Here is a 21180-nt window from a genome sequence, read left to right as displayed (position 1 = left end):
GCGGCGGCGCCGGGCCCGCGTGCACCGGGCCCGGGCGGCTCGTCACCGGGTCGGCGCACCGGCCCGGACGGGCATGCCGGCGAGCGCCCGGCGCAACGCCGCCTCGACGCGGACCGCGTCCGCACTCGCCGACACGTCATGGACCCGAACCGCCCAGACACCCTTCGCGGCGGCGAGGGCCGAGACGGCTGCCGTAGCGGCATCGCGCTCCCGGGCGGGCCGGGGCTCGCCGGTCGACGGGTCGGCGAGCAGCGTCCCGAGGAAGCGCTTGCGCGAGGCCGCCACCAGGACGGGACGGCCGAGCCGGGCCCAGGCGTCCAGGCGGGCGAGCAGCGCCCAGTCGTCCTCCCGTCCCTTCGCAAAGCCGAGCCCGGGATCGACGATCAGCTGGGCGGGGTCCACTCCGGCCGACACCATGGCGTCCAGTTGCCGCGCCACCTCACCGACCACCTCGTCGACCACGTCCTCGTAGTCGGCCAGGCCGTCCATCGCGGCGGAGTGCCCGCGCCAGTGCATCACCACGAAGGGAACGCCCGTCCTCGCCGCGACGGACACCATCAGGGCGTCCGCGCGACCCCCGCTGACATCGTTGATGATCCGCGCGCCGGCCTCCACCGCCGCCTCGGCCACAGCGGCCCGCATCGTGTCCACGCTGACGGTCACTCCCCGCGCCGCCAGCTCCCGGACGACGGGCAGCACGCGGCGCAGTTCCTCCTCCAGGGGCACCCTGGCCGCCCCGGGACGGGTCGACTCACCACCGACGTCCACCACGTCGGCTCCCCCGGCGGCCAGTTCCAGGCCGTGGGCGACCGCCTTGCCGGGATCCAGCCACAGACCACCGTCGGAAAAGGAATCCGGGGTGACATTGACGATGCCCATCACCCCGCAGCGACCCCAGTTCTCCACACCGGTGAGCGAGTACTCGTACGCGTTCATGAGGTCATTGTGCCGTGCCCGGAACCCACTGTCCGCAGCACCCTCGCACAAATTCCGCACCGCACTCCCGAACAGCCGGCCCGAAGCCCGGGAGCTCCCTCCGGAACGGGCGTCCCGGCGGGCCCGCGTATCACTAGGTGGACACCCGCATGGGAATTCCCGGCACCGGTCGACAATATCCCGCATGACTCTCGGAACCCCCAGTACGAGGACCGACCGGGCAGTCCCGATCCGCGAGCTCCTGGCGGCCGGGGAATGCTCCTACTCGTTCGAGTTCATGCCTCCCCGCAGTGCGCGGGCGGAGGCCGGTCTGTGGAATGCGATCCGCAGGCTGGAGGCACTGTCACCCACCTTCGTCTCCGTGACCTACGGCGCGGGTGGATCGACGCGCGGACGCACCGTCGGCATCACCGGGCGGATCGCCCAGGAGACCACGCTGACCCCGGTCGCCCATTTGACCGCGGTGAACCACAGCGTCGCCGAGCTGCGCAACATCCTCGGCCACTACGCTGACCAGGGCGTTCGCAACATCCTCGCCCTCCGGGGCGATCCGCCCGGCGACCCGCTGGGCGACTGGGTGCGCCACCCCGAGGGCGTGACGTACGCGACGGAGCTGGTCGAGCTGATCAAGGAGTCCGGCGAGTTCTGTGTCGGCGTCGCGGCGTTCCCCGAGACGCACCCCCGCTCGCACGACCGCGACAGCGATATCCGGCATTTCGTGGAGAAGTGCCGGGCCGGGGCCGACTACGCGATCACCCAGATGTTCTTCGACGTGGACGGCTATCTCCGGTTCCGCGACCGGGCGGAGAAGGCCGGGTGCACCGTCCCGATCATCCCGGAAATCATGCCGATTACCACGATCCGGTCACTCCGGCGCATTCCCGAGCTCAGCACCGCGATCATTCCTCCGTCATTCGTCGAAAGAATGACCAACGCGCAGGACGACGCCGAGCAGGTCCGCTCCATCGGTATCGACTTCGCCACCGAGATGTGCCGCCGGCTGATTTCCGAGGGCACTCCCGGGCTCCATTTCATGACGATGAACTTCTCCACGGTCACGACGGAGATCTACCAGAATCTCGGCCTGCACAACCGGAACTGACACCGGTGGCCGGTGGCCCCCGCCCGATCCCCGGCGGAGGGCCACCGGCCGCCACGTCACCGGCCACCACGTCACCGGTCCGGGCGGCGAGGCGATCACGTCTCCCCTGTCGCCGGAGGGCTCGCGCCGTCCGACGCCGACGACCCGCCCGGAAGCGGCGGTCCCGCAACAGGCGAGGTGTGGGGCTGGGCCGCCGCCAGCCTGGCCGAGGGCGTGCTGCAGCACCCGGATCCGGGCTCCCTGTGCTCCGACCTGCCGACGGCCGGCCAGCAGGATCGCGTACTCCTTCTCGGGAATGGCGATCATCACCTGCCCGTCCACACGGATGCGACGAGCCTCGAACTTCCTTCCCACCGCTCCCCTCCTGTCGCATCCGGGGAACCGGCCGACAGCCGGTACGGGGTGGGTGCGGGGACGGTCGCCCCCGCCCCACCCCGGCACCGGGGTCGGCTTCGGCTCGGGTCAGCCCTTCAGCTCGGCACGGACCAGGCGTGCGGCCTCGACGAGGTGGTCGAGCGAGGCGCGGGTCTCGGGCCAGCCACGGGTCTTCAGGCCGCAGTCGGGGTTGACCCAGAGCCGCTCGGCGGGGATGGCCGCCAGTCCGGCCCTGAGCAGGGCCGCGGCCTCCTCGGTGCTCGGCACCCGGGGCGAGTGGATGTCGTAGACGCCCGGGCCGACCTCACGCGGGTAGCCGGCCTCGGCCAGCTCGTGCGCGACCTGCATGTGCGAACGGGCCGCCTCCAGGGAGATCACGTCGGCGTCGAGGTCGTCGATCGCGGTCATGATCGCGCCGAACTCCGCGTAGCACATGTGGGTGTGGATCTGGGTGTCCGCGCGCACCCCGGAGGTGGAGAGCCGGAAGGACTCGGTGGCCCACGCCAGGTAGCCGGGGCGGCCCGCCGCGCGCAGCGGCAGCGTCTCGCGCAGGGCGGGTTCGTCGACCTGGACGACGGCGGCGCCGGCCGCCTCCAGGTCGGTGACCTCGTCGCGCAGGGCGAGGGCGACCTGGCGGGCGGTGTCGGCGAGCGGCTGGTCGTCGCGGACGAAGGACCAGGCGAGCATGGTGACCGGGCCGGTGAGCATGCCCTTGACCGGGCGGTCCGTCAGGTCCTGGGCGTAGCGGAACCAGTCGACGGTCATCGCGTGGGGCCGCGAGATGTCGCCGGCCAGCACCGGCGGGCGGACGTAGCGGGTGCCGTAGGACTGCACCCAGCCGTGCTGGGTGGCCAGGTAGCCGGTGAGCTGTTCGGCGAAGTACTGGACCATGTCGTTGCGTTCGGGCTCGCCGTGGACCAGGACGTCGATCCCGGCCTTCTCCTGATAGGCGATCACCTCGCGGACCTCGGCGCGCATCCGGTCCTGGTAGGTGCCGTCGTCGATCCGGCCGGCGCGCAGGTCGGCGCGGGCGGTGCGCAGGTCGGTGGTCTGCGGGAAGGAGCCGATGGTGGTGGTCGGCAGCAGCGGCAGGCCGAGGCGGACGCGCTGGGCCCCGGCGCGCTCGGGGTAGGCCTGGGCGCGGCGGGCGTCCTCGGCGGTGGTGGCGGCGACCCGGGCCCGGACGGCCGGGTCGCGGGTGAGCGCGGAGGCGGCGCGGGAGGCCAGGTCGGCCCGGTTGGCGGCGAGTTGGGCCGCCACGGTGTCGGTGCCCTCGCGCAGGCCCCGGGCGAGGGTGGTGATCTCGCCGGTCTTCTGACGGGCGAAGGCGAGCCAGCGGGCGACCTGCGGGTCGAGGTCGCGCTCGGCGGCGGCGTCCAGCGGGACGTGCAGCAGCGAGCAGGACGGGGCGACGTCCACCCGGTCGGCGAGGCCGAGGAGCGTGCCGAGGACGGAGAGCGACTTCTCCAGGTCGTTGAGCCAGATGTTGCGGCCGTCGACGACGCCGGCGACCAGGCGCTTGCCGGGCAGGCCGCCGACGGCGGCGAGGTCGTCGAGGTTGGCCGCGCCGGGGCCGGTGAAGTCGAGCCCGACGCCCTCGATCGGGGCCTTGGCCAGAACGGGCAGGGCCTCGCCGGCGCGGTCGAAGTAGGTCGCGACCAGCAGCTTGGGCCGGTCGGTGAGCCCGCCGAGCTCCCGGTAGACGCGGGCGGCGGCGGAGAGTTCGGCCGGTGTGCGGTCCTGGACGAGGGCGGGCTCGTCGAGTTGGACCCACTCCGCTCCGGCGGCGCGCAGGTCGGCGAGGAGTTCGGCGTAGACGGGCAGCAGCCGGTCCAGCAGGGTGATCGGCTGGAAGTCCGCGGTGACCCCGGGTGCGGGCTTGGCGAGCAGCAGGTAGGTGAGCGGGCCGACCAGGACCGGGCGGGCGGTGTGGCCGAGGGCGATCGCCTCGCGCAGCTCGCCGACCGGCTTGGCCGGGTTGGCGGCGAAGACCGTGTCCGGTCCCAACTCGGGTACAAGGTAGTGGTAGTTGGTGTCGAACCACTTGGTCATCTCCAGCGGCGCCACCTCCTGGGTGCCGCGGGCCATGGCGAAGTAGCCGTCCAGCGGGTCGGCGTCGACGGCGGCGCGGTGCCGGGCGGGGATCGCGCCGACCGCCACCGTGGTGTCCAGCACATGGTCGTAGAGCGAGAAGTCCCCGGTGGGGACCTCGGTGACACCGGCGTCGGTGAGCCGTCGCCAGGTGTCGCGCCGCAGGTCCGCGGCGGTGGCGTACAGGGCCTCGGCACTGATCCGGCCGGCCCAGTAGCCCTCGATCGCCTTCTTCAGCTCCCGGTTCGGCCCCTGCCTCGGGTAGCCGTACACGGTGGCCTGCGGGGTGGTGGAACTCGTTGACACGGAACTCTCCTTCGCGAGTCGCGCTGCGATCCCGGGAGAGCGCGAGGAGGCGAAGGTACGACAGGGGTGCGCGGCACCAGGATGTGCCCGCCCGCTCCGCCGACCCGCCCTCGAGGTCACCGAGATCACCGCGTGCGGGGTGCACGCGGGCAGTGGCAGGTCTTCGGACTCGCGGGCACGCCGGGCCTGTCGGCCTTCTCCGGCACCTACTGGCCGTCGCTTCCCGGGCCCCATCGGGGTCCAGTGCATGTGACGGCGGTCGTTCCCACTCACCGCTGCGGGGCAGTCCCGGATTCACACCGGGTTCCCTCTTACGACGCCATGCCTGGAGGACATGACGAACCGACTGCACCGCACAGACTAGGGCCCGCGGGGCCCGCCGTCACCGCCCGTCCGAATGCCGGATGGCCGGATGAGACCGATTCCGGGCAGGTGGCCGCCTCAGCCACGCTGTGACCCGGTCCCGTCGGCGGTCGCGGTGCGGTAGAAATCGGCTGCGGTGACGGTGGCGGGGACGCCGAGTTCGGCGGCGACCGCGGTGATCGCGGTGGCGCCGACGGCGAGGTCGGCTTGGCCGTCGGTGGTGAAATGCGGTGCGATGAACGTCTCGTAGTGGGCTCGGGCTTCGTCCGCGGTGTGCCGGCCGAGGAACGTCCGGATGTGGCGCACCGTGGTGTCGGGTTCGTTGTGGATCACCTGCAGGGCTCGTACGACGGCCTGGACCGCGGGGTCGTCCGGGTGGAGGTGGGTGGGGTCGACGGCCACGCCTACGGTGGGGATCCTGAAGTGGTCGCCGACCCAGGCCAGCACCTGCCAGCCGTACTCGGCGGCTACCGCTTCCGGTGCCATGGTGCTGCCGACCAGGGCGGCGTCGATCCTGCCCTCGTGCAGCCTGCGCAGGTCCATGCCGTAGTCGCCGGGCGGGCGGACGACGGTGTGGATGTCGCGGTCCGGGTCGAGGCCGGCCCGGCGCAGCACGATCCGGGTGAAGCACCCGGGTGCGGTGTGGGGAGCGTGCACCGCCAGCCGTCGGCCGGCCAGGTCGGCCAGGGAGGTCAGGCCGGGGCGGGCGAGGAACCAGAACAGCGGGCGGTGGGTGTTGACGCTGAGGGCGACCCAGGGGGTGCCGTCGGCCAGTCGGGACAGCAGTGCCCGGCCGAGCCCGATGGTGGCGCCGTGGCGCAGCCGCTCCTCGTCCCACGAGCAGCCGTCGTGCAGCGCGACGTGGACGCCCTCGTCGGCGTAGTAGCCCTGCTGGTCGGCGATGTAGGCGGCCAGTTCCTCGTGCAGGCCCCGCCCGACGTAGGCGAGATCGATCGTGTACATGAACGTTTTTCCTTGATCGTGCCGCCGCCGTGCGCACAGGACGGCGGGGCGTCAGTACATGGACATCCCGCCGTTGACCGCGGCCGTGGTGCCGGTCATGACGGCGCTGTCCTCGCCGGCGTAGAAGGCGACCGCCCGGGCGACGTCGTCCGGGTGTGCCAGGCGGCCCAGGGGGGTGGCGGCCACCTGCCGACGCCTGTGCTCCTCGTCGAGCACATCCGCCGCCATGCGGGTGCCGTCCACCGGGCCGGGCTCGACGACGTTGACCGTGATGCCCAGCGGGCCCAGCTCCTGGGCGAGGTACCGGGCGAACTGCGCCAGTGCGGCCTTGGCCGTGCCCAGTGCGATCATGCCCTCCCGGGGCTGGCGGCTGAGGACGGTGCCGAGATAGACGATGCGTCCCCAGCCCTGTTCGGTCATGGCGGGCAGGACGGCCTTGGTGACCGCGAACGCCGCACGCAGCTCGTCGTCGAGCTTGCCGCCCAGCTCTTCCCACGTCATGTCCTGGAACGGCTTGACCACATACGGGGTGAGCGCGTTGTGCACGAGCACGTCGGTGCCGCCCCATGCCGCCCGGACCTGCTCGATCATGCTCTCGACCGCCGCTGCCTCGCGCACGTCGGCCTGCACGGCCATGGCCTGGCCGCCCGCGGCCTCGATGCCGGCCACGACCTTCCCGGCTGCCGTGCCGCTGTGCAGGTAGTTGACCACCACGCGCATCCCTCGTGCGGCCAGAAGGCGCGCGGTGGCCGCACCGATTCCGCTGCCGGCCCCTGTCACCAATGCCACCCTGCCGGTCGCCCCGGTCATGGGACCACTCCCTGTCTGTCATTGTCATCGTGGGCCGCCGGGATGACCGTCCGGAAACCATGCTCGGCGGCGGGACCGCCGCCGGGGTTACGGTGGTCGGCAGGAGGCCGGCACACCGGATGTGCGCCTCGTCCGACACCGCTGTGATCGGAGGGAACACGATGGGGCACCAGGAGACCCGAGCGGCGCTGGATCGGCACTGGGCAGCGTCCGCCGCAGGGGACCAGGACACCGAGCACGAGATCTACCACGACGACGTCATCGTTGATTATCCCCAGTCGGGTGAGCGCATCCACGGCCGCCACAACCTGCAGGCGCTGCGCTCACACCACCCGGCCAGGCTCGGCTTCACCATCCGCCGGATTCTCGGCAGCGGGGACCTCTGGATCACCGAATACGTGCTCGACTACGACGGAAAACCGGTACCCACCGTCAGCGTGATGGAATTCCGCGATGGAAAGGTCGCCCGCGAGACCCAGTATTTCGCGGATCCGTTCGCTCCGCCCGCCTGGCGTGCCCAATGGGTGGAGCCGGCACCATGACGGGCCTCCTGGTGCTCCAGCCGGATTTCTCCGTTCCAGCCGGAGCACCGAGGCGGATCGGCCCGGTGGGGATCAGGGCGCGGTGATACCCGGCTGGGCACCGGCACCGAAGGACCAGCCCTCGACGTCCCCGGGGGCCGGGTCGTAGCTTCCGGCGCCCAGCGAGCTGTACGACCACGGGCCGCCGTGCTGGGCGTGCCAGTACGACCAGTAGGCGGTGCCGGTGGGGTTGGTGCAGGTGGCGGGGAGAGCGTTGATCTTGCAGACGAAACCCGGGTAGCGCGGGTGGAAGGCGTACGGGAAGCCGGCGCCGGTCAGTGCGGCCAGGCCGCTGGCCGGGTCGCCGGGGGCGCAGCCGGTCTCGATTCCGCCGCCGAGCGCGGCGAAGTCGACGACGACGGTCACGCCGGTCGTACCGGTGCAGGCGGTGGCGCTCGCCCGCGGCGCCTGGGCGGCGGAGGCGCCGAGCAGGCCGGCGGTCAGGGCCGCGACGGCGGCGACCGAACCGACGGTGCGGCGGATCCGGCGGGCCGGGGCCGGGGCAGGGGTGCGGGTCATCGAAAGGCTCCTCACGGGATCGGCGGTTTCGGCGGTTTCAGCGGCCGGCCGGTGCCGGGCAGGCCAGGACCGGGGCTGCCGGGCGCGCGCCGTGGGCGGAGAGGGCGGCCAGCGGGGTGCCGGACAGACCCAGGACGGCCTGCGCGGTGGCCCGGGCTCCGTTGGCCTGGCTGAACCCGGACGCGTCGTACGCGACCGCGCCGCGGACGGCGGCGTCGGCGGCGCAGCCCTGCTGGAGCTTGACCAGGCTGCTCCAGCCCTTGAGACCCGCGCCGAGCCGTCCGGTGGACAGCAGGGCCTGGGTGGCCAGTCCGGTGGTGTTGGCGTTGGAGGTGGTCGCGCCGGCTGCGGCGAACCCCCCGTCGGTGTTCTGGTGGGCGGTCAGCCAGCCGAGTCCGGCGTTCGCCTTGGCGGTGCGGCCGGTGGCGGCAAGGGCCTGGACGGCGAGCGCGGTGGCGTCCGGGTCGCCCGCGCAGGTGGTCTGGCCGAAGGCGACGGGGAAGCCGCCGTCCGGGCACTGGCTGCCGGCGAGGAAGTCGACGGCGGCGGCCGGGGCGCCGTCCGGGGTGCGCTGGAGGGCGATCACCGCCAGGGACTGGCCGAAGGCGTTGCTGTAGTCGCCCCACTGGGAGCGGTCGGAGAAGCGGCCGCTCGGGCTCTGGAGCGAGCGGAGCCGGGCCGGGAGGTCGACACCGCCGAAGCCGTGGACGTCCTCGCCGCGGACCTCGGCGGCGAGCAGCAGCTTGGCGGTGGCCCCGGCGTACGCCTCGGTGGTGCCGTCGCCGAGGTAGCCGCTGATGATCCCGGGCTGCGCGAGCCAGGCGGTGGCCTTCGCGGCGGCCTGGTCGGAGCTGTGGGAGGCGGCGAAGGCCAGCACGGCGTCGATGGTCAGCCCCTGGTCGGGGTAGGCGGTGCCGTCGAAGACGGTCTCGAAGTGGTCTCCGTCGACGAGTTGGCGGGCGAGCCAGCCGGCCGCGGCGGCGTCGGGACGGACGGTCATCGAGACCGGAGCCGGAGCCGGAGCCGGGGCCGGAGCCTGGGCCGCCTGGGCGGCGGACGCCGGAAGCACGGCGGTCAGGACGAGCGCGGGTATCGCGAGCAGACCGAGGGAGCGGCGGAGCGTGGGCATGGGACGCCTTTCCGGGCCCGGGCGCACGGGGTCCCCGCCCGGCCGCCGGTGCGGAACCGGGCAGCCCTGGGAACTCCGGCCCGCAGACCACGACGGGAGGAGGGAACACACGCCTCCGCCGACGGGTCCTCGGGCTCGCCGCCGACAGCCGTCGGCGGCCTACCGTTGCGGGTCAGCGCCGGACTCGGACCGGACTTCCCCCAGCGGCGGAGTCAGTACATGACGGCTCATCATGTCGGTCGTGCGGAGAAGGGGTCAAGGGCCGGCCACTCGCCGGCCCCGACCCCGACCCCGGCCTCACGGGTCAGAACACCTCCGCCAGGACCGGCTCGTGGCCCGTCACTTCGCGCTCTCCCTGATGGTGTTGATGACCGCCGAGAAGTCCAGCCCGGCACCCTGGTCCGCGGCGAACCCGGCGTACAGCTCGGCCGCGTGGGAGCCCAGTTCCACCGGAACACCGGCGGCCTTCGCGGCGTCGGCGGCCAGGCCGAGGTCCTTGGCCATCAGCGCGGCGGCGAAGCCGGGCCGGTAGTCCCGGTTGGCGGGGCTGGCGGGCACCGGACCGGGCACGGGACAGTTGCTGGTGAGCGCCCAGCACTGGCCGGAGGCGGTCGAGACCACGTCGAACAGCGCCTGGTGGCTCAGGCCGAGGTGCTCGCCGAGGACGAAGGCCTCGCTGACGGCGATCATCGAGATCCCGAGGATCATGTTGTTGCAGATCTTCGCGGCCTGCCCGGCGCCGGACGGGCCGCAGTGCACGACCTTGCGGCCCATCGCCTCCAGGACCGGCAGGGCGGCGGCGAAGTCCTCCTCCGCCGCGCCGACCATGAAGGTGAGGCTCGCGGCGCTCGCACCGGTCACACCGCCGGAGACCGGCGCGTCCAGCGCCCGGTGGCCCGCCGCGAGGGCCGCCGCGTGCGCTTCGCGGGCGTCGGCCACGTCGATGGTCGAGCAGTCGACGAACAGGGTTCCGGGCTCGGCCGCGGCCAGCAGTCCGCCGTCCCGGTAGAGGTCGAGGACCTGGCGGCCCGCGGGCAGCATGGTGATCACCAGCTGCGCGTCGGCCACGGCGGCCGGCGCGGAGGCGGCGGCCGGCACGCCGGCCGCCTCGGCGCGGCGCAGGGCGTCGGGGTCGAGGTCGAAGCCGGTCACCCGGTGGCCGGCCCTGACGAGGTTCGCGGCCATCGGGCCGCCCATGTTGCCCAGTCCCACGAAGGCGATCGTGCGGATGGTCACCAGCGTTCCTCCCATGCGGTGGTGGTGCCGAGGCCCAGCTCCTGCGGGCCCAGCGGGGTGAAGAAGCGGTCCACGTCGTCCTCGGTCACGGCCTCCAGGGCCGGTGGCGACCAGCGTGGGGAGCGGTCCTTGTCGATCACCTGGGCCCGGACGCCCTCGACCAGGTCGGGCGAGCGCAGGGCCGCGCTGGAGACCCGGTACTCCTGGTCCAGGACCTGCTCCAGCGGGCCGAGCCGGCGGGCCCGGCGCAGCGAGCGCAGGGTCACCTTGAGGGCGGTGGGCGACTTGGCGGCGATCTGCTCGGCGGCCTCCTTCGCCGCGCCCTCCCCGCTGGCGCGCAGGCGGTCGAGGATCTCCTCGACCGTGTCGGCGGCGTAGCAGTGGTCGATCCAGTCGAGCTGTGCGGCGAGCGGGCCGGCGGGGACGGGAGCGGCGTGGCGGTGCACCGCGGCGGTGACCTCCTCCTCGGTGAGCGCGGCGAGGAACGACGGCAGCTTCGCGGCGGGGACGAGGAGGTCGGCCAGTCCGCACAGCAGCGCGTCGCCCGGTCCGGCGGTCGCGGCGGTGAGTGCGAGGTGGGTGCCGAGTTCGCCCGGGGCGAGGGCGAGCAGGTAGGTGCCGCCGACGTCGGGGACGAAGCCGATGCCGGTCTCGGGCATGGCGATCCTGGTGCGTTCGGTGACGACGCGGACACGGCCGTGGGCGGAGATTCCGACTCCGCCGCCCATCACGATGCCGTCCATCACGGCGATGTACGGCTTGGGGTAGCGGGCGATCCTGGCGTTGAGGCGGTACTCGTCGCGCCAGAAGCCGAGGGAGGCGGTGCCGCCGGCCCGGGCGTCCTCGTAGATGGCGCGGATGTCCCCGCCCGCGCAGAGGCCGCGCTCCCCCGCGCCGGTGATGACCACGGCCGCCACGGTCTCGTCCTGCTCCCAGCGGGCGAGGGCCTCGTCGATCCGGCGGACCATCGGGTGGGTCAGCGCGTTGAGGGCCTTCGGCCGGTTGAGGACGATCCGGCCGATCCGGCCCTCGCGTTCGAGGAGGACGTCCTCCTGTTCCGTCCCGGTGTTCATCAGGCGGCCCCGGTCAGGCCGCGGGCGACGATGACGCGCATGATCTCGTTGGTCCCTTCGAGGATCTGGTGCACCCGCAGGTCGCGGACGATCTTCTCGACGCCGTACTCGGCGAGGTAGCCGTAGCCGCCGTGCAGTTGGAGGGCGCGGTTGGCGACCTCGTAACCGGTGTCGGTGGCGAAGCGCTTGGCCATCGCGCAGAGGTGGGGGGCCTGCGGGTCGCCGTCGTCCAGCGCGGTGGCGGCGCGCCAGAGCAGCGACCTGGCGGCCTCCAGCTCGGTCGCCATGTCGGCGAGCTGGAACTGCAGGGCCTGGGCGTGCAGGAGCCTGGCGCCGAACGCCTCCCGTTCGGCGAGGTACTTGGTGGCCCGTTCCAGTGCGTCCTGGGCCCCGCCGAGGGAGCAGGCGGCGATGCCGAGCCGGCCGCCGTCGAGGCCGTTCATGGCGATCCGGAAACCTCCGCCCTCCACCCCGAGCAGGCGGTCCGCGGGCAGCCGGACGCCGTCCAGGACCACCTGGCGGGTGGGCTGGGCGTTCCAGCCCATCTTGCGCTCGTTGGGCCCGAACGAGAGTCCCGGATCCCCGCGTTCGACGACGAACGCGGAGATGCCTTGCGGCCCCTCGCCACCGGTGCGGGCCATCACCACGTACACCTGCGAGGACCCGGCGCCGGAGATGAACTGCTTGACGCCGTCCAGGACGTAGTGGTCGCCGTCGCGGCGGGCGCGGGTGGTGAGTGCGGCGGCGTCCGAGCCGGCGCCCGGCTCGGTGAGGCAGTAGCTCGCCAGGTCGCGCATCGAGCAGAGGCCCGGCAGCCAGCGGGCCCGCTGCCCGGGTGTGCCGTGGCGGTCGATCATCCCGGCGACCATGTTGTGGATGGAGGTGTAGCCGGCGATGGAGGGGCAGCCGGTGGCGAGGGCTTCGAAGGCCAGGACGGCGTCCAGCCGGGTCAGGCCGGAGCCGCCGCACTCCTCGCGGACGTGGACGCCGCCGAGCCCGAGAGCGGCCGCCCTGGCGAGGACGTCCACGGGAAAGTGCTTGTTCTGGTCCCACTCCACCGCGTACGGGGCAAGGCACTCCTGCGCGAAGTCCCTGGTGGTCGAGACGATGGCGAGCTGATCCTCGGTCAGTTCCCTGTGCACAGCGGCCCTCAGCCCATCGTGGGGATGGTGAAACTCGCGCCCTCCTTGACCCCGGAGGGCCAGCACGAGGTGACGGTCTTGGTCCGGGTGTAGAAGCGGATCGCGTCCGGCCCGTACTGGTTGAGGTCGCCGAACCCGGAGCGCTTCCAGCCGCCGAAGGTGTGGTACGCCACCGGCACCGGAATCGGCACATTGACACCGACCATACCGGTGTTCACCCGCCGGGAGAAGTCCCGGGCGGTGTCGCCGTCCCGGGTGAAGATCGCCACCCCGTTGCCGTACTCGTGCTCGCTCGGCAGCCGCAGCGCCTCCTCGTAGTCCGCGGCGCGGACCACGCACAGGACCGGGCCGAAGATCTCCTCCTGGTAGATCCGCATCCCGGGGGTGACGCGGTCGAAGAGCGTGGCGCCGAGGAAGTAGCCGCCCTCGTACCCGGGCACGGTCAACTCGCGTCCGTCGACCACCAGTTCGGCGCCCTCCTGGACGCCGAGGTCCAGGAGGCCGCGCACCCGCTCCAGGGCGTCCCGGCTGACGAGCGGGCCGAAATCGGCCTCGGGATCGTGGGCGGCGCCGACCTTCAGCGCGGCGATCCGCTCGGTGAGCCTGGCGACCAGGGCGGAGGCGGTCTCCTCCCCCACCGGCACCGCGACGGAGATGGCCATGCACCGCTCGCCGGCGGAACCGTAGCCCGCACCGATCAGCGCGTCGGCGGCCTGGTCGAGATCGGCGTCGGGCATGACGATCAGGTGGTTCTTGGCACCGCCGAAGCACTGCGCCCGCTTTCCGCGGGCCGCCGCCGTGGCGTACACGTACTGGGCGACCGGCGTGGACCCGACGAATCCCAGGGCCTGCACCCGGGGGTCGTCGAGCAGGGTGTCGACCGCCTCCTTGCCGCCGTTGACCACGTTCAGCACGCCCGGCGGCAGGCCGGCCTCCAGGAACAGCTCGGCCAGCCGCAGCGGCACCGAGGGGTCGCGTTCGGACGGCTTGAGGAGGAAGGCGTTTCCGCAGGCGATGGCGGGTGCGGCCTTCCAGAGCGGGATCATCGCGGGGAAGTTGAACGGGGTGATGCCGGCGACCACACCGAGCGGCCGGCGGAGCGAGTGGACGTCGATGCCGGGGCCGGCGCCGTCGGTGAACTCGCCCTTGAGGAGGTGCGGCACGCCGGCGGCGAACTCGACCACCTCCAGGCCGCGTTGCAGGTCGCCGTGGGCGTCGGCGACGGTCTTGCCGTGCTCGGCGGAGAGCAGTCGGGCCAGCGGCTCGCGTTCGGCCTCGACGAGTTGCAGGAAGCGCAGCAGCACCCGGGCGCGACGCTGCGGGTTCCAGCCGGCCCACTCGGTCTGGGCCTGTTCGGCGTCGGCGATCGCCGCCTCGGTCTCGGCCCGGCTCGCGAGCGGTACCCGTGCCTGGACCGTGCCGGTGCTGGGGTCGTACACGTCGCCGAACACCCCGGACGTACCGGGACATGCTTTCCGCCGATGAAATGGGTGAGTTCACGGACCATCACAAGCCTGCTCTCGTCAGGATGTCAGGTGGGATCCGAGGGAACCGGGGCACGGCGGCACGCCCGCCCGACACGCAGGTGTGCGGGACGCGGGTGCTGCCGGGCGCGGCGAGCCGTCAGGGTGACGTGCGTGCCGCGACCGTCGCAGGATCACCAGGGCCAGGAAGGACACAGACCGGTGCCATGCGTGTTTGCTCCATCCTCGTGGACAACACGGAACACCCGCAGTCGGTATCCTGACTCCCGGATCAGCGCGCGCCACCCGGCCTTCCCGGCCGGCTGCCAGTGGCTGGTACTGCGGTGACGCGCTCCCCGGTCACAGTGGCGGGACCGTGCCGGACTCACACCGGCTTCCCTGCACTGCGGGCCTTGTCCACGACCATATAGTCGGACGTCCTAGCAAGTCCAGGGTGCCGCTCCCTCCGGCTCCGCCCCGAAGCTCCCCCGAGCGGCGACCCGCGGCCCGTACGCAGAGCCGCGCCCCGGTCAGGGGGTGGGCGGGGTGAGGCGGAGGTGGAGCATGGCCTCGAAGCGGGCCCCGGGGTCGGCGAGGTCGAGGTCCGCCACCTCGGCGAGGCGCTTGAGCCGGTAGCGGAAGGTGTTGGGGTGGATGTGGACGGCGGCGGCGGCCGCGACGACGTCGCCGAAGGTGTCCAGCCAGGCCGCGAGGGTCTCGGTGAGCGCGCTGTGGTGTTCGGCGTCGTAGGCCCGCAGGCGGGCGACGGGGTTGTCGGGGAGGTCGTCCTCGGCGTGGACCCGGTCGGCGAGTTCGAGGAGGAGCGACGCGACGTAGACGTCGGAGAGATGGGCGACGCGGTGCGGCGTGCCGCCGGCGGTGAGCACCCGCAGGGCGCGGTCGGCGTCGGCCCGTGAGCGGGGCAGCTCGCCGGGGTGGGCGGCGAGCCGGCCGAGGCCGATGACCGCCGGGACGCGGGGGGCGATCCGGGAGAGGAAGGTGTCGGCGACCCGGACGGCCGCCTCGTCGGAGCCGCTCGGCAGGACGGCGTAGGTCACACCGCCGAGCGAGGCGGTGGCGGCGCGCGGGTGGACGGCGGCCAGGTGCAGGGCGAGCGCCTCGCCGGAGCGGTGGCCGGCGGCGAGCAGGTCGGGGGCGGAGGAGTCGCCGAGCACCGTCAGGGCCAGGACGCAGGCGGGCTGGGCCGTCAGCCCGAGCCGGGCGGCGGCCTGCGGTGCGGCGGCGCCGCCTTCGAGGACGGTGGCCAGCAGGTCGGCGCGGAGCCGGTGGCCGACGTCCTCGCCGGCCCGGCGGCGCAGCAGGTGGAGGGCGGCGACCTTCGCGGCCTCGGTCAGGGCGTGCTCGCCGTCGGGGCCCAGGCGGTCCTGGACGACCACCCAGATGGAGCCGAGGATCTCCCCGCCCGCCCGGACGGCGATCGCCACCCGGGGTTTGTCGGCGACGCCGTCGACGTAGAGCGGGCCCTCGCTGCGGTAGAGCGCGTGGAAGGCGCCCCGGGCCTCCAGGTCGCGGAGTTTCTCGGCGGGGACCTGGCGGTCCAGGATGGTCGCGATCCGGGCCGGGTCGCCCTCGTCCTGGCGGCTGGAGAAGGCGAGTACCTTGCCGCCGCGGTCCTCGACGGTGACCGGCCCGTCGAGGAGGGCGGCGATCGCGTTGGCGAGGGCGAACAGATCGCCGGAGAGCGGGCCGCCGACGTCCTCCCCGGCGCCCGCCAGGTCCTCGCCCGCGAACTCGTCGACGGCCAGCAGGGCCCGCAGCAGGGCGGCGACCTGGGCCCAGGAGGCGCCCGGGGTGAGGCCGAGGACGGGCACGCCGCTCCCGGCGACGGCGACGGCGACGGTGTCGTCGACGGCGACCGGCGAGCGGACGATCACGGCGGCCGCGCCGAGGCCGGCCGCCCGCTCGACCAGGGCGGCGACGGCCGGCGCACCGGCGACGCCGACGCCGAGGACGACGGCCCCGGGCAGCCGCGCGGGCTCGTCCATCGGGTCGTGGATGAGCACCCCGCCGACCGGTCGGACCGGGTCGGGGTCCCCGGCCACGACCTCGACCAGCGTCGATCCCAGGTCGGTCAGGATGCGGCCGAGGACGGCCCGCACGGTCGGGATCATGCGGTCACAGTAGGCGGGTTCACCACCGACGACGGCTCCGGGGTGGACGGTGCCGTCGCCCGCAGTGCGTCGACCGCGATCCGGGCGGCCCGGCCGATCGCCCGGTCCGCGCCGGGGTCACGCTGCCGGGGCGTCTCGGCCCGGGTGAACACCGCCACCGCGTACCGTCCGCCGTCGGGGTGCTCGACCACCCCGGCCTCGTTGCGCCAGCCGGGCAGGGTGCCCGTCTTGCCGGCGATCCGGTAGCCGTCCTCGAAGCCCGAACTGAGCCGGTGCGGCCAGATCTGACGGCCCATCACCGACCTGACCTCGGCGCAGGCCTCGGCCGGGCCCGCCTCGTCGCGCCAGATCTGGGCCAGGAGTTCGGCCGTGTCGCGGGCGGTGCCCCGGGTGGTGCGCTCGGGCACGCAGACCGACAGTGCCATCGTCTGCGCGGGGGTGAGGGCGGCGAGCCTGGCCTGTGCCTCCTCCTCGTCGGCGGCGCCGAGGTCGGCGAGCAGTGAGCCGATGAGGTCCGCGCAGCCGCCGACCAGGTGGGTCCGGTCGCGGCCGAGCCCGGCGAGCAGGGCGTTGACCCGGTCGAGGCCGACCCGGTGCAGGACGACGTCGGTGGCGGCGTTGTCGCTCGTCGTCAGCATCAGCAGGACGAGGTCGCGCAGGCTCAGCTCGACCGGGTCGGCACAGCCGGAGGTGCCGATGCCGCCGTCCCGCAGCGGCGGGGGCACCGGATGCCATTCGGTGCGTTCCAGCCGGCCGGCGGCAAAGAGGGCGAGTTCGCCGAATCGTGAAGGGGTAGGCCGGTGAACCCGCACGCTCGTGCAGTCAGATAGGTCGTCATGCAGACGGGTTCGCTGTCGGCAATGGTAGGCGGCCGAGGCGAATTGGAGGTGCGGAGCCTATGGATCTGCGACTACAACGGGTCTCATGACGGTCTTCTACTGCTCCAAGTGCGGCATTGCGCTCACGCCCGACTTGACGGCGCTGTCCGACGTTCCGATCGTCCCGGACCTCGACAGTGCTCGGCCCAAGGGAGCACGCCAGGCGTCTCCGACTGTGCCGCGGGGTCACTATGCGATCGAGCGCGAGCCGTGGGGAGCGCCTTTCGTCCGGCAGGAAGACCAAGACAACCCGGTACCGGGCTATCCTCGGGGACCGCTCATGGCCACCGAGGAAGGCTTCGTCGTCTCGGCTGGCGTCCGCGACACGGTCGTTGTCCACCCTGATGACGCCCCCGGCCTGCAGCCGCTGCCAGGGTGGGAGAACAGCACCAGTTGCTGCGGCCCGAACGGAACCGAAGGACCCAACCGAGCCTGCCCGTGTGGGGTCCGGATCGCCACTCTCGCCGCAGATTGCTCCGGGCCATACGAGCTGCACCTTGACCCGGTCCGGACGTACGCCTTCGACGGGGCAAGGCATGACGTCTGATACAGCGGACCGATCCAGGTGATCATTTAATGAGCCGCACTGAGCTGCGGGGCCGTGACAACCTGTGGCCGTGCTTTTGAGTGATCACGCGAGCAGCGTTGAGCTCCGTCCGTTGCGCTATCAGTTTGCTGCGGTCCGAGGCGACTCCTACGACGACAACTGGCTGGTCATTGGCGGGTCGGTGGCCACTCCCGAGGGCAGTTGGTCCTTTGCTGATCCATGTCTGCTGGCTCATGAAGCCCGTCAGGTGTCCGCGTGGCTGCGGGCGGTGGCCGCCGGGACGGTGGCGGTGACGGGGCCCGATGCCGAAGGCTGGCTGTCTCCGGACACATGGTTCGTCGAACCGGTCCTTGCCGTGAGCCTCGCTGATCGAAGCGACAGCGGGGCAGTGATTCGTGTTCACCTCTCCCTTGAGGCAGCGCCCCCATGGCAGCAGGGAGATGACGGGGCGGACATCTACCAGCACTTCGTGGAGATGCGGCTGGATACTGCAGCACTGCTTCGCGAGGCCGACCGATGGGATCTTGCTCTGGACTCCTTCCCGGCTCGCTAGTAGGGCTTTGTTAGGTGGTGTCGCAGGGCTGCCATGGGGTGGGTTGTCGGCAGGTGGGGCAGGTTCCGGTCCAGGTGGCCAGCAGATGTTGGAGGAGGTCCAGGGCCTGGTAGAGGGTCAGGCCCTGGCAGGGACTTTTGGGCAGGTCCGCCGTTCGGTCAGGAACAGGTGGGCGGCGGTGACGAGGGTGACGTGGCGGTGCCAGCCGGTGAATGAGCGGCCTTCGAAGTGGTCGAGTCCGAGGGTGGTCTTCAGCTCGCGGTAGTCGTGCTCGATGCGCCACCGTAACTTCGCGAGGCGGACCAGATCCCGGGCCGGGATGCCGGCGGGCAGGTTGGATATCCAGCACAGGAACGCGGCCGACCGACGGCTAGATCGTCTGCCGTTGCCGGGACGCGTAGGACCGGCTCTTGTTGCGGTTCCCGCACACCTTCATCGAGCACCAGCGGCGGCTGCGGTTCTTCGACACATCCCAGAAAGCCCAACCGCAGGTGTGCTCTGCGCAGCGCTTAAGTCGGGCAGCATCCCCGGTCGTGACCAGCTCACTCCACGCGATCGCCAGCGTGGCCAGCGGCCCACACTCCGCCGGTAGCTCCGCCGCAGGGGTCAGTGAGCCGCGCACCGTGACCAGCACAGGGTGTTCGGCCAGCACCCGGTCCGCCGCGGCGAGCAGTTCCGCGTCGGGGGTGTCGCCGACATGGGCGCCCAACTCCTCGCGGATGCCTGCGCGAAGGGTCACATAGTTCTCGTGCACTTCGGTGGGGATCTCGCAGGGTGCGTCGAGCAGGCCGCGGTCCTTCAGCCAGTCGGCCAGTCCGGCCGGGGTGGCGATCTCATCATGTGCCTCTTCCACGTCGACCGTGTTGGCGAACGCCTCCACCAGGACGGCTGAGGCCGGTGGCTCCAGCATTGCGGGTCACCTCCTACAGGTTTCCACCACTCTACCGCCTAAACGTTTTACCGGTTGCGCGATGGCGGGGGTGTACGTCAAAGTGATCTCACCGGCTAAAGCGTTAGGTAGTTAGGGGATGGTCATGGCCACAGCGGTGCCTGAACGAACGCAGACCGACAAAAGCCTCGGCACGTCGACACTGGGGCCCTGCGCCCCACCAGACCCTGGTCGCCGCAACACCGCTGTCCTGGTCGGCTTCACCGCCGCGACCAACCTCGCCGACGGCGTGATGAAGATGGCCCTCCCCCTGCTCGCCGCCCAGCTCACCAGCTCTCCCGCCCAGGTCACCGCCGTCTCGTTGACCCTCACGCTGCCCTGGCTGCTTGTCGCCTTGCACATCGGCGTGATCGTCGACCGCTTCGACCGGCGGCGGCTGCTCTGGGGCGCAAATGGGATGCGGCTGGCTGCGATGGGCTGGCTCACCGTCTCAGCCGTTACCGGTGCCCTCACGCTCGGCCAGCTCTTCACCGCCGGGGTGATCCTCGGCGTCGCCGACGTACTGGCCTCGACCTCCGCCTCCGCTCTGGTACCGGCTGCGGTGCCGGCAGCGGGCCGGCAGCGCGCCAACGTCTGGATGGTGGGGGCCGAGACCGTGGGGCAGGAGTTCGCCGGGCCTTTCATCGGCGGGCTGCTGCTGGCCGCCGGGACGGGTCTCGCGCTGGGGCTGATAAGCGCCTCCTACGCGGTCGCTGCCCTGGCCCTGCTCCTGCTGGTGGGCCACTTCCGGGCCGACGGGCCCGCCCCGGACGCGGCTCCCGTCTCGGTCAACAGCCGGATCGCCGAGGGGCTGCGCTTCCTCTGGCGAGACGAGGTGCTGCGCACACTGTCGCTGGTCGTCGGTGTGCTCGCCGCCGTCTGGGGCGCCTGGCTGGCGCTCATGCCGCTCTACGCCCAGCAGGCCATGGAACTCGGACCGCAGCAGTACGGCATTGTGCTCAGCGCCCTCGGCATCGGCGGGCTGGCCGGCACGATGGCTGTGACCTGGGTGAACCGGCTGCTCGGTGCTCGCCGGGCGATGTTCGCCGACCTGATCGGCACCGCCGCGATGGTGGCGCTGCCCGCCCTGACCACCAACATCTGGGCAGTGGCGGGCGGTGCCTTCCTCGGCGGTATGGGCGGCACGCTCTGGACGGTCAACTCCCGGACCGTCGCCCAGCGCAAGGTCCCCGACGAGATGCTCGGCCGCTACGACGCGGCGGCTCGGCTCTTCAGCTTCGGCGCCATGCCGCTCGGTGCGGCTCTGGTGGGCCTGCTGGCCGAACTGGGCGGCATGCGGCTGGCCTTCGGGGTGTTCGCGGTAACCACAGCGGCGACGCCGGTGCTGTTCCTCAGGAACGTCACCCGGTCGGCCCTGGAATCCCGTTAGGAACGCACCTTCGGACCTTTCCGCGTTCCCCGCCCGATGCACCGGGCAGATGCGCCCCAAGGCGACACGGGACCCGGAAGGCCCGGAGGCATACCCCAGCCGCCTCCGGGAGAGGGCCCCGTTGACGGTGACGACTGTCCCGGATCCTGACCAGACGGGGGACTGAAGTTCCACCCTCGGCTCGGACACTCTCCATCTACGCCGCGAGGGTGTGGCCTTGCTGGTGCCGCTGGTGGATTTCGGGTGGCGTGGGGTAGCCCCACTCGGGGTGCCTGCGGAGAACGCCTGCGGTCATGGAAGGTCTCGATGAACGCGAAGACCTCCGCGCGGGCGGTGGCGCGGTCCGGCCAGACCGGGTGCCGATCTCCTCCTTCAGTACGGCGAAGAAGCTCTCGGCAGCGGCGTCATCGTAACAGGAGCCGACTCGCCCCATCGACTGCCTCATGTCCAACTTGCTTATCCCGGTTCGGGATTCACTCGACGTATATTCGGCGGATTCAATTGATCGTCGCAACACCTTGATTGAGGTGGTGTTGCATGGGACGGCCAGCAGGTTGGATCACGACGTTGACGGGGCGTCCGGCGATGCGTTCGCCGGGGCGGCCCCCGATCCGGCGCGGTGTGGAGCGGGAGTTCTGGGTGCGGATCGCAGAGGGGATGTCC

General features: G+C 72.3%; 16 protein-coding genes, 2 pseudogenes and 3 riboswitches. Of the genes and pseudogenes, 4 read left to right on the top strand and 14 right to left on the bottom strand.

Annotation, left to right across the window (positions count from 1 at the left end; genetic code table 11):
* Nucleotides 1-42: 42 nt before the first annotated feature.
* A complete protein-coding gene (gene folP, locus ACIQIB_RS05920; protein WP_400756918.1) occupies nucleotides 43-936 on the bottom strand; it encodes a dihydropteroate synthase in 894 nt (297 codons plus the stop codon).
* A 184-nt stretch (nucleotides 937-1120) separates the two neighbouring features.
* On the opposite strand from folP, the gene metF reads away from it, so the two are divergent.
* On the top strand, nucleotides 1121-2038 hold the full coding sequence (gene metF, locus ACIQIB_RS05915) for a methylenetetrahydrofolate reductase [NAD(P)H] (protein ID WP_363607667.1): 918 nt from the start codon (nucleotides 1121-1123) through the stop codon (nucleotides 2036-2038).
* Nucleotides 2039-2500: 462 nt separating this feature from the next.
* On the opposite strand, the gene metE is transcribed toward metF, so the two are convergent.
* The 3 genes from metE to ACIQIB_RS05900 all read right to left on the bottom strand — a co-directional run bounded on the left by metE (nucleotide 2501) and on the right by ACIQIB_RS05900 (nucleotide 6946).
* On the bottom strand, nucleotides 2501-4810 hold the full coding sequence (gene metE, locus ACIQIB_RS05910) for a 5-methyltetrahydropteroyltriglutamate--homocysteine S-methyltransferase (RefSeq protein WP_400756916.1): 2310 nt from the start codon (nucleotides 4808-4810) through the stop codon (nucleotides 2501-2503).
* Nucleotides 4811-4946: 136 nt separating this feature from the next.
* Nucleotides 4947-5172: riboswitch (cobalamin riboswitch) on the bottom strand.
* 79 nt (nucleotides 5173-5251) lie between these two features.
* A complete protein-coding gene (locus tag ACIQIB_RS05905; protein ID WP_400756915.1) occupies nucleotides 5252-6136 on the bottom strand; it encodes an ABC transporter substrate-binding protein in 885 nt (294 codons plus the stop codon).
* 51 nt (nucleotides 6137-6187) lie between these two features.
* Complete coding sequence (locus ACIQIB_RS05900; protein WP_400756913.1) at nucleotides 6188-6946, bottom strand: SDR family NAD(P)-dependent oxidoreductase; 759 nt, start codon at nucleotides 6944-6946, stop codon at nucleotides 6188-6190.
* Between the two features lie 29 nt (nucleotides 6947-6975).
* Between ACIQIB_RS05900 and ACIQIB_RS05895 the strand changes: the two genes are divergently transcribed.
* Nucleotides 6976-7488, top strand: a complete 513-nt coding sequence (locus ACIQIB_RS05895) for a nuclear transport factor 2 family protein (RefSeq protein ID WP_363607672.1) — start codon at nucleotides 6976-6978, stop codon at nucleotides 7486-7488.
* Between the two features lie 72 nt (nucleotides 7489-7560).
* On the opposite strand, the gene ACIQIB_RS05890 is transcribed toward ACIQIB_RS05895, so the two are convergent.
* The 8 genes and pseudogenes from ACIQIB_RS05890 to ACIQIB_RS05855 form a co-directional block, all read right to left on the bottom strand.
* Nucleotides 7561-8046 carry a flagellar hook-length control protein FliK gene (locus tag ACIQIB_RS05890; protein WP_363607673.1) on the bottom strand — a complete coding sequence of 162 codons (486 nt, stop codon included), beginning with the start codon at nucleotides 8044-8046 and terminating at the stop codon, nucleotides 7561-7563.
* A gap of 37 nt (nucleotides 8047-8083) precedes the next feature.
* Complete coding sequence (locus tag ACIQIB_RS05885; protein ID WP_400756912.1) at nucleotides 8084-9175, bottom strand: peptidase; 1092 nt, start codon at nucleotides 9173-9175, stop codon at nucleotides 8084-8086.
* A 102-nt stretch (nucleotides 9176-9277) separates the two neighbouring features.
* A riboswitch (cobalamin riboswitch) is annotated at nucleotides 9278-9407 on the bottom strand.
* A gap of 107 nt (nucleotides 9408-9514) precedes the next feature.
* Nucleotides 9515-10405: a 3-hydroxyisobutyrate dehydrogenase gene (mmsB, locus tag ACIQIB_RS05880; protein ID WP_400757065.1), complete on the bottom strand. Its 891-nt coding sequence runs from the start codon at nucleotides 10403-10405 to the stop codon at nucleotides 9515-9517.
* Between the two features lie 2 nt (nucleotides 10406-10407).
* Nucleotides 10408-11484, bottom strand: a complete 1077-nt coding sequence (locus tag ACIQIB_RS05875) for an enoyl-CoA hydratase/isomerase family protein (RefSeq protein WP_400655013.1) — start codon at nucleotides 11482-11484, stop codon at nucleotides 10408-10410.
* Nucleotides 11484-12626, bottom strand: coding sequence for an acyl-CoA dehydrogenase family protein (locus ACIQIB_RS05870; RefSeq protein ID WP_400756910.1), 1143 nt, complete (start codon nucleotides 12624-12626; stop codon nucleotides 11484-11486). The genes ACIQIB_RS05875 and ACIQIB_RS05870 overlap by 1 nt, the downstream gene beginning before the upstream one ends.
* Before the next feature lie 8 nt (nucleotides 12627-12634).
* Nucleotides 12635-14133, bottom strand: a pseudogene (locus ACIQIB_RS05865) (CoA-acylating methylmalonate-semialdehyde dehydrogenase).
* A gap of 208 nt (nucleotides 14134-14341) precedes the next feature.
* A riboswitch (cobalamin riboswitch) is annotated at nucleotides 14342-14532 on the bottom strand.
* 87 nt (nucleotides 14533-14619) lie between these two features.
* On the bottom strand, nucleotides 14620-16221 hold the full coding sequence (locus tag ACIQIB_RS05860) for a PucR family transcriptional regulator (RefSeq protein WP_400756908.1): 1602 nt from the start codon (nucleotides 16219-16221) through the stop codon (nucleotides 14620-14622).
* Nucleotides 16218-17033, bottom strand: coding sequence for a serine hydrolase (locus ACIQIB_RS05855; RefSeq protein ID WP_400756906.1), 816 nt, complete (start codon nucleotides 17031-17033; stop codon nucleotides 16218-16220). The genes ACIQIB_RS05860 and ACIQIB_RS05855 overlap by 4 nt, the downstream gene beginning before the upstream one ends.
* 683 nt (nucleotides 17034-17716) lie before the next feature.
* On the opposite strand from ACIQIB_RS05855, the gene ACIQIB_RS05850 reads away from it, so the two are divergent.
* Entirely contained in the window at nucleotides 17717-18199 is a 483-nt protein-coding gene (locus ACIQIB_RS05850) for a hypothetical protein (RefSeq protein ID WP_363607681.1), read from the top strand.
* Nucleotides 18200-18316: 117 nt separating this feature from the next.
* On the opposite strand, the pseudogene ACIQIB_RS05845 reads toward ACIQIB_RS05850, so the two are convergent.
* Together ACIQIB_RS05845 and ACIQIB_RS05840 are read right to left on the bottom strand one after the other, a co-directional pair.
* Nucleotides 18317-18544 (bottom strand): annotated as a pseudogene (locus ACIQIB_RS05845) (transposase); the annotation flags it as partial.
* Nucleotides 18545-18569: 25 nt separating this feature from the next.
* The gene (locus tag ACIQIB_RS05840) at nucleotides 18570-19109 is read right to left on the bottom strand and encodes a CGNR zinc finger domain-containing protein (protein ID WP_363607682.1); all 540 of its coding nucleotides are present in this window, start codon (nucleotides 19107-19109) and stop codon (nucleotides 18570-18572) included.
* A 181-nt stretch (nucleotides 19110-19290) separates the two neighbouring features.
* On the opposite strand from ACIQIB_RS05840, the gene ACIQIB_RS05835 reads away from it, so the two are divergent.
* The gene (locus tag ACIQIB_RS05835; RefSeq protein ID WP_331749496.1) at nucleotides 19291-20517 is read left to right on the top strand and encodes an MFS transporter; all 1227 of its coding nucleotides are present in this window, start codon (nucleotides 19291-19293) and stop codon (nucleotides 20515-20517) included.
* Nucleotides 20518-21180 lie beyond the last annotated feature (663 nt).

The organism is Kitasatospora sp. NPDC092286 (assembly GCF_044755565.1).
Classification (GTDB): domain Bacteria; phylum Actinomycetota; class Actinomycetes; order Streptomycetales; family Streptomycetaceae; genus Kitasatospora.
This window is presented reverse-complemented; position numbering and strand designations above follow the sequence as displayed.

Coding starts and splice junctions, on each gene's coding strand:
- folP (WP_400756918.1), bottom strand. CDS start 936: ATGAACGCGTACGAGTACTCGCTCACCGGTGTGGAGAACTGGGGTCGC.
- metF (WP_363607667.1), top strand. CDS start 1,121: ATGACTCTCGGAACCCCCAGTACGAGGACCGACCGGGCAGTCCCGATC.
- ACIQIB_RS05905 (WP_400756915.1), bottom strand. CDS start 6,136: ATGTACACGATCGATCTCGCCTACGTCGGGCGGGGCCTGCACGAGGAA.
- ACIQIB_RS05900 (WP_400756913.1), bottom strand. CDS start 6,946: ATGACCGGGGCGACCGGCAGGGTGGCATTGGTGACAGGGGCCGGCAGC.
- ACIQIB_RS05890 (WP_363607673.1), bottom strand. CDS start 8,046: ATGACCCGCACCCCTGCCCCGGCCCCGGCCCGCCGGATCCGCCGCACC.
- ACIQIB_RS05885 (WP_400756912.1), bottom strand. CDS start 9,175: ATGCCCACGCTCCGCCGCTCCCTCGGTCTGCTCGCGATACCCGCGCTC.
- ACIQIB_RS05875 (WP_400655013.1), bottom strand. CDS start 11,484: ATGAACACCGGGACGGAACAGGAGGACGTCCTCCTCGAACGCGAGGGC.
- ACIQIB_RS05860 (WP_400756908.1), bottom strand. CDS start 16,221: ATGATCCCGACCGTGCGGGCCGTCCTCGGCCGCATCCTGACCGACCTG.
- ACIQIB_RS05840 (WP_363607682.1), bottom strand. CDS start 19,109: ATGCTGGAGCCACCGGCCTCAGCCGTCCTGGTGGAGGCGTTCGCCAAC.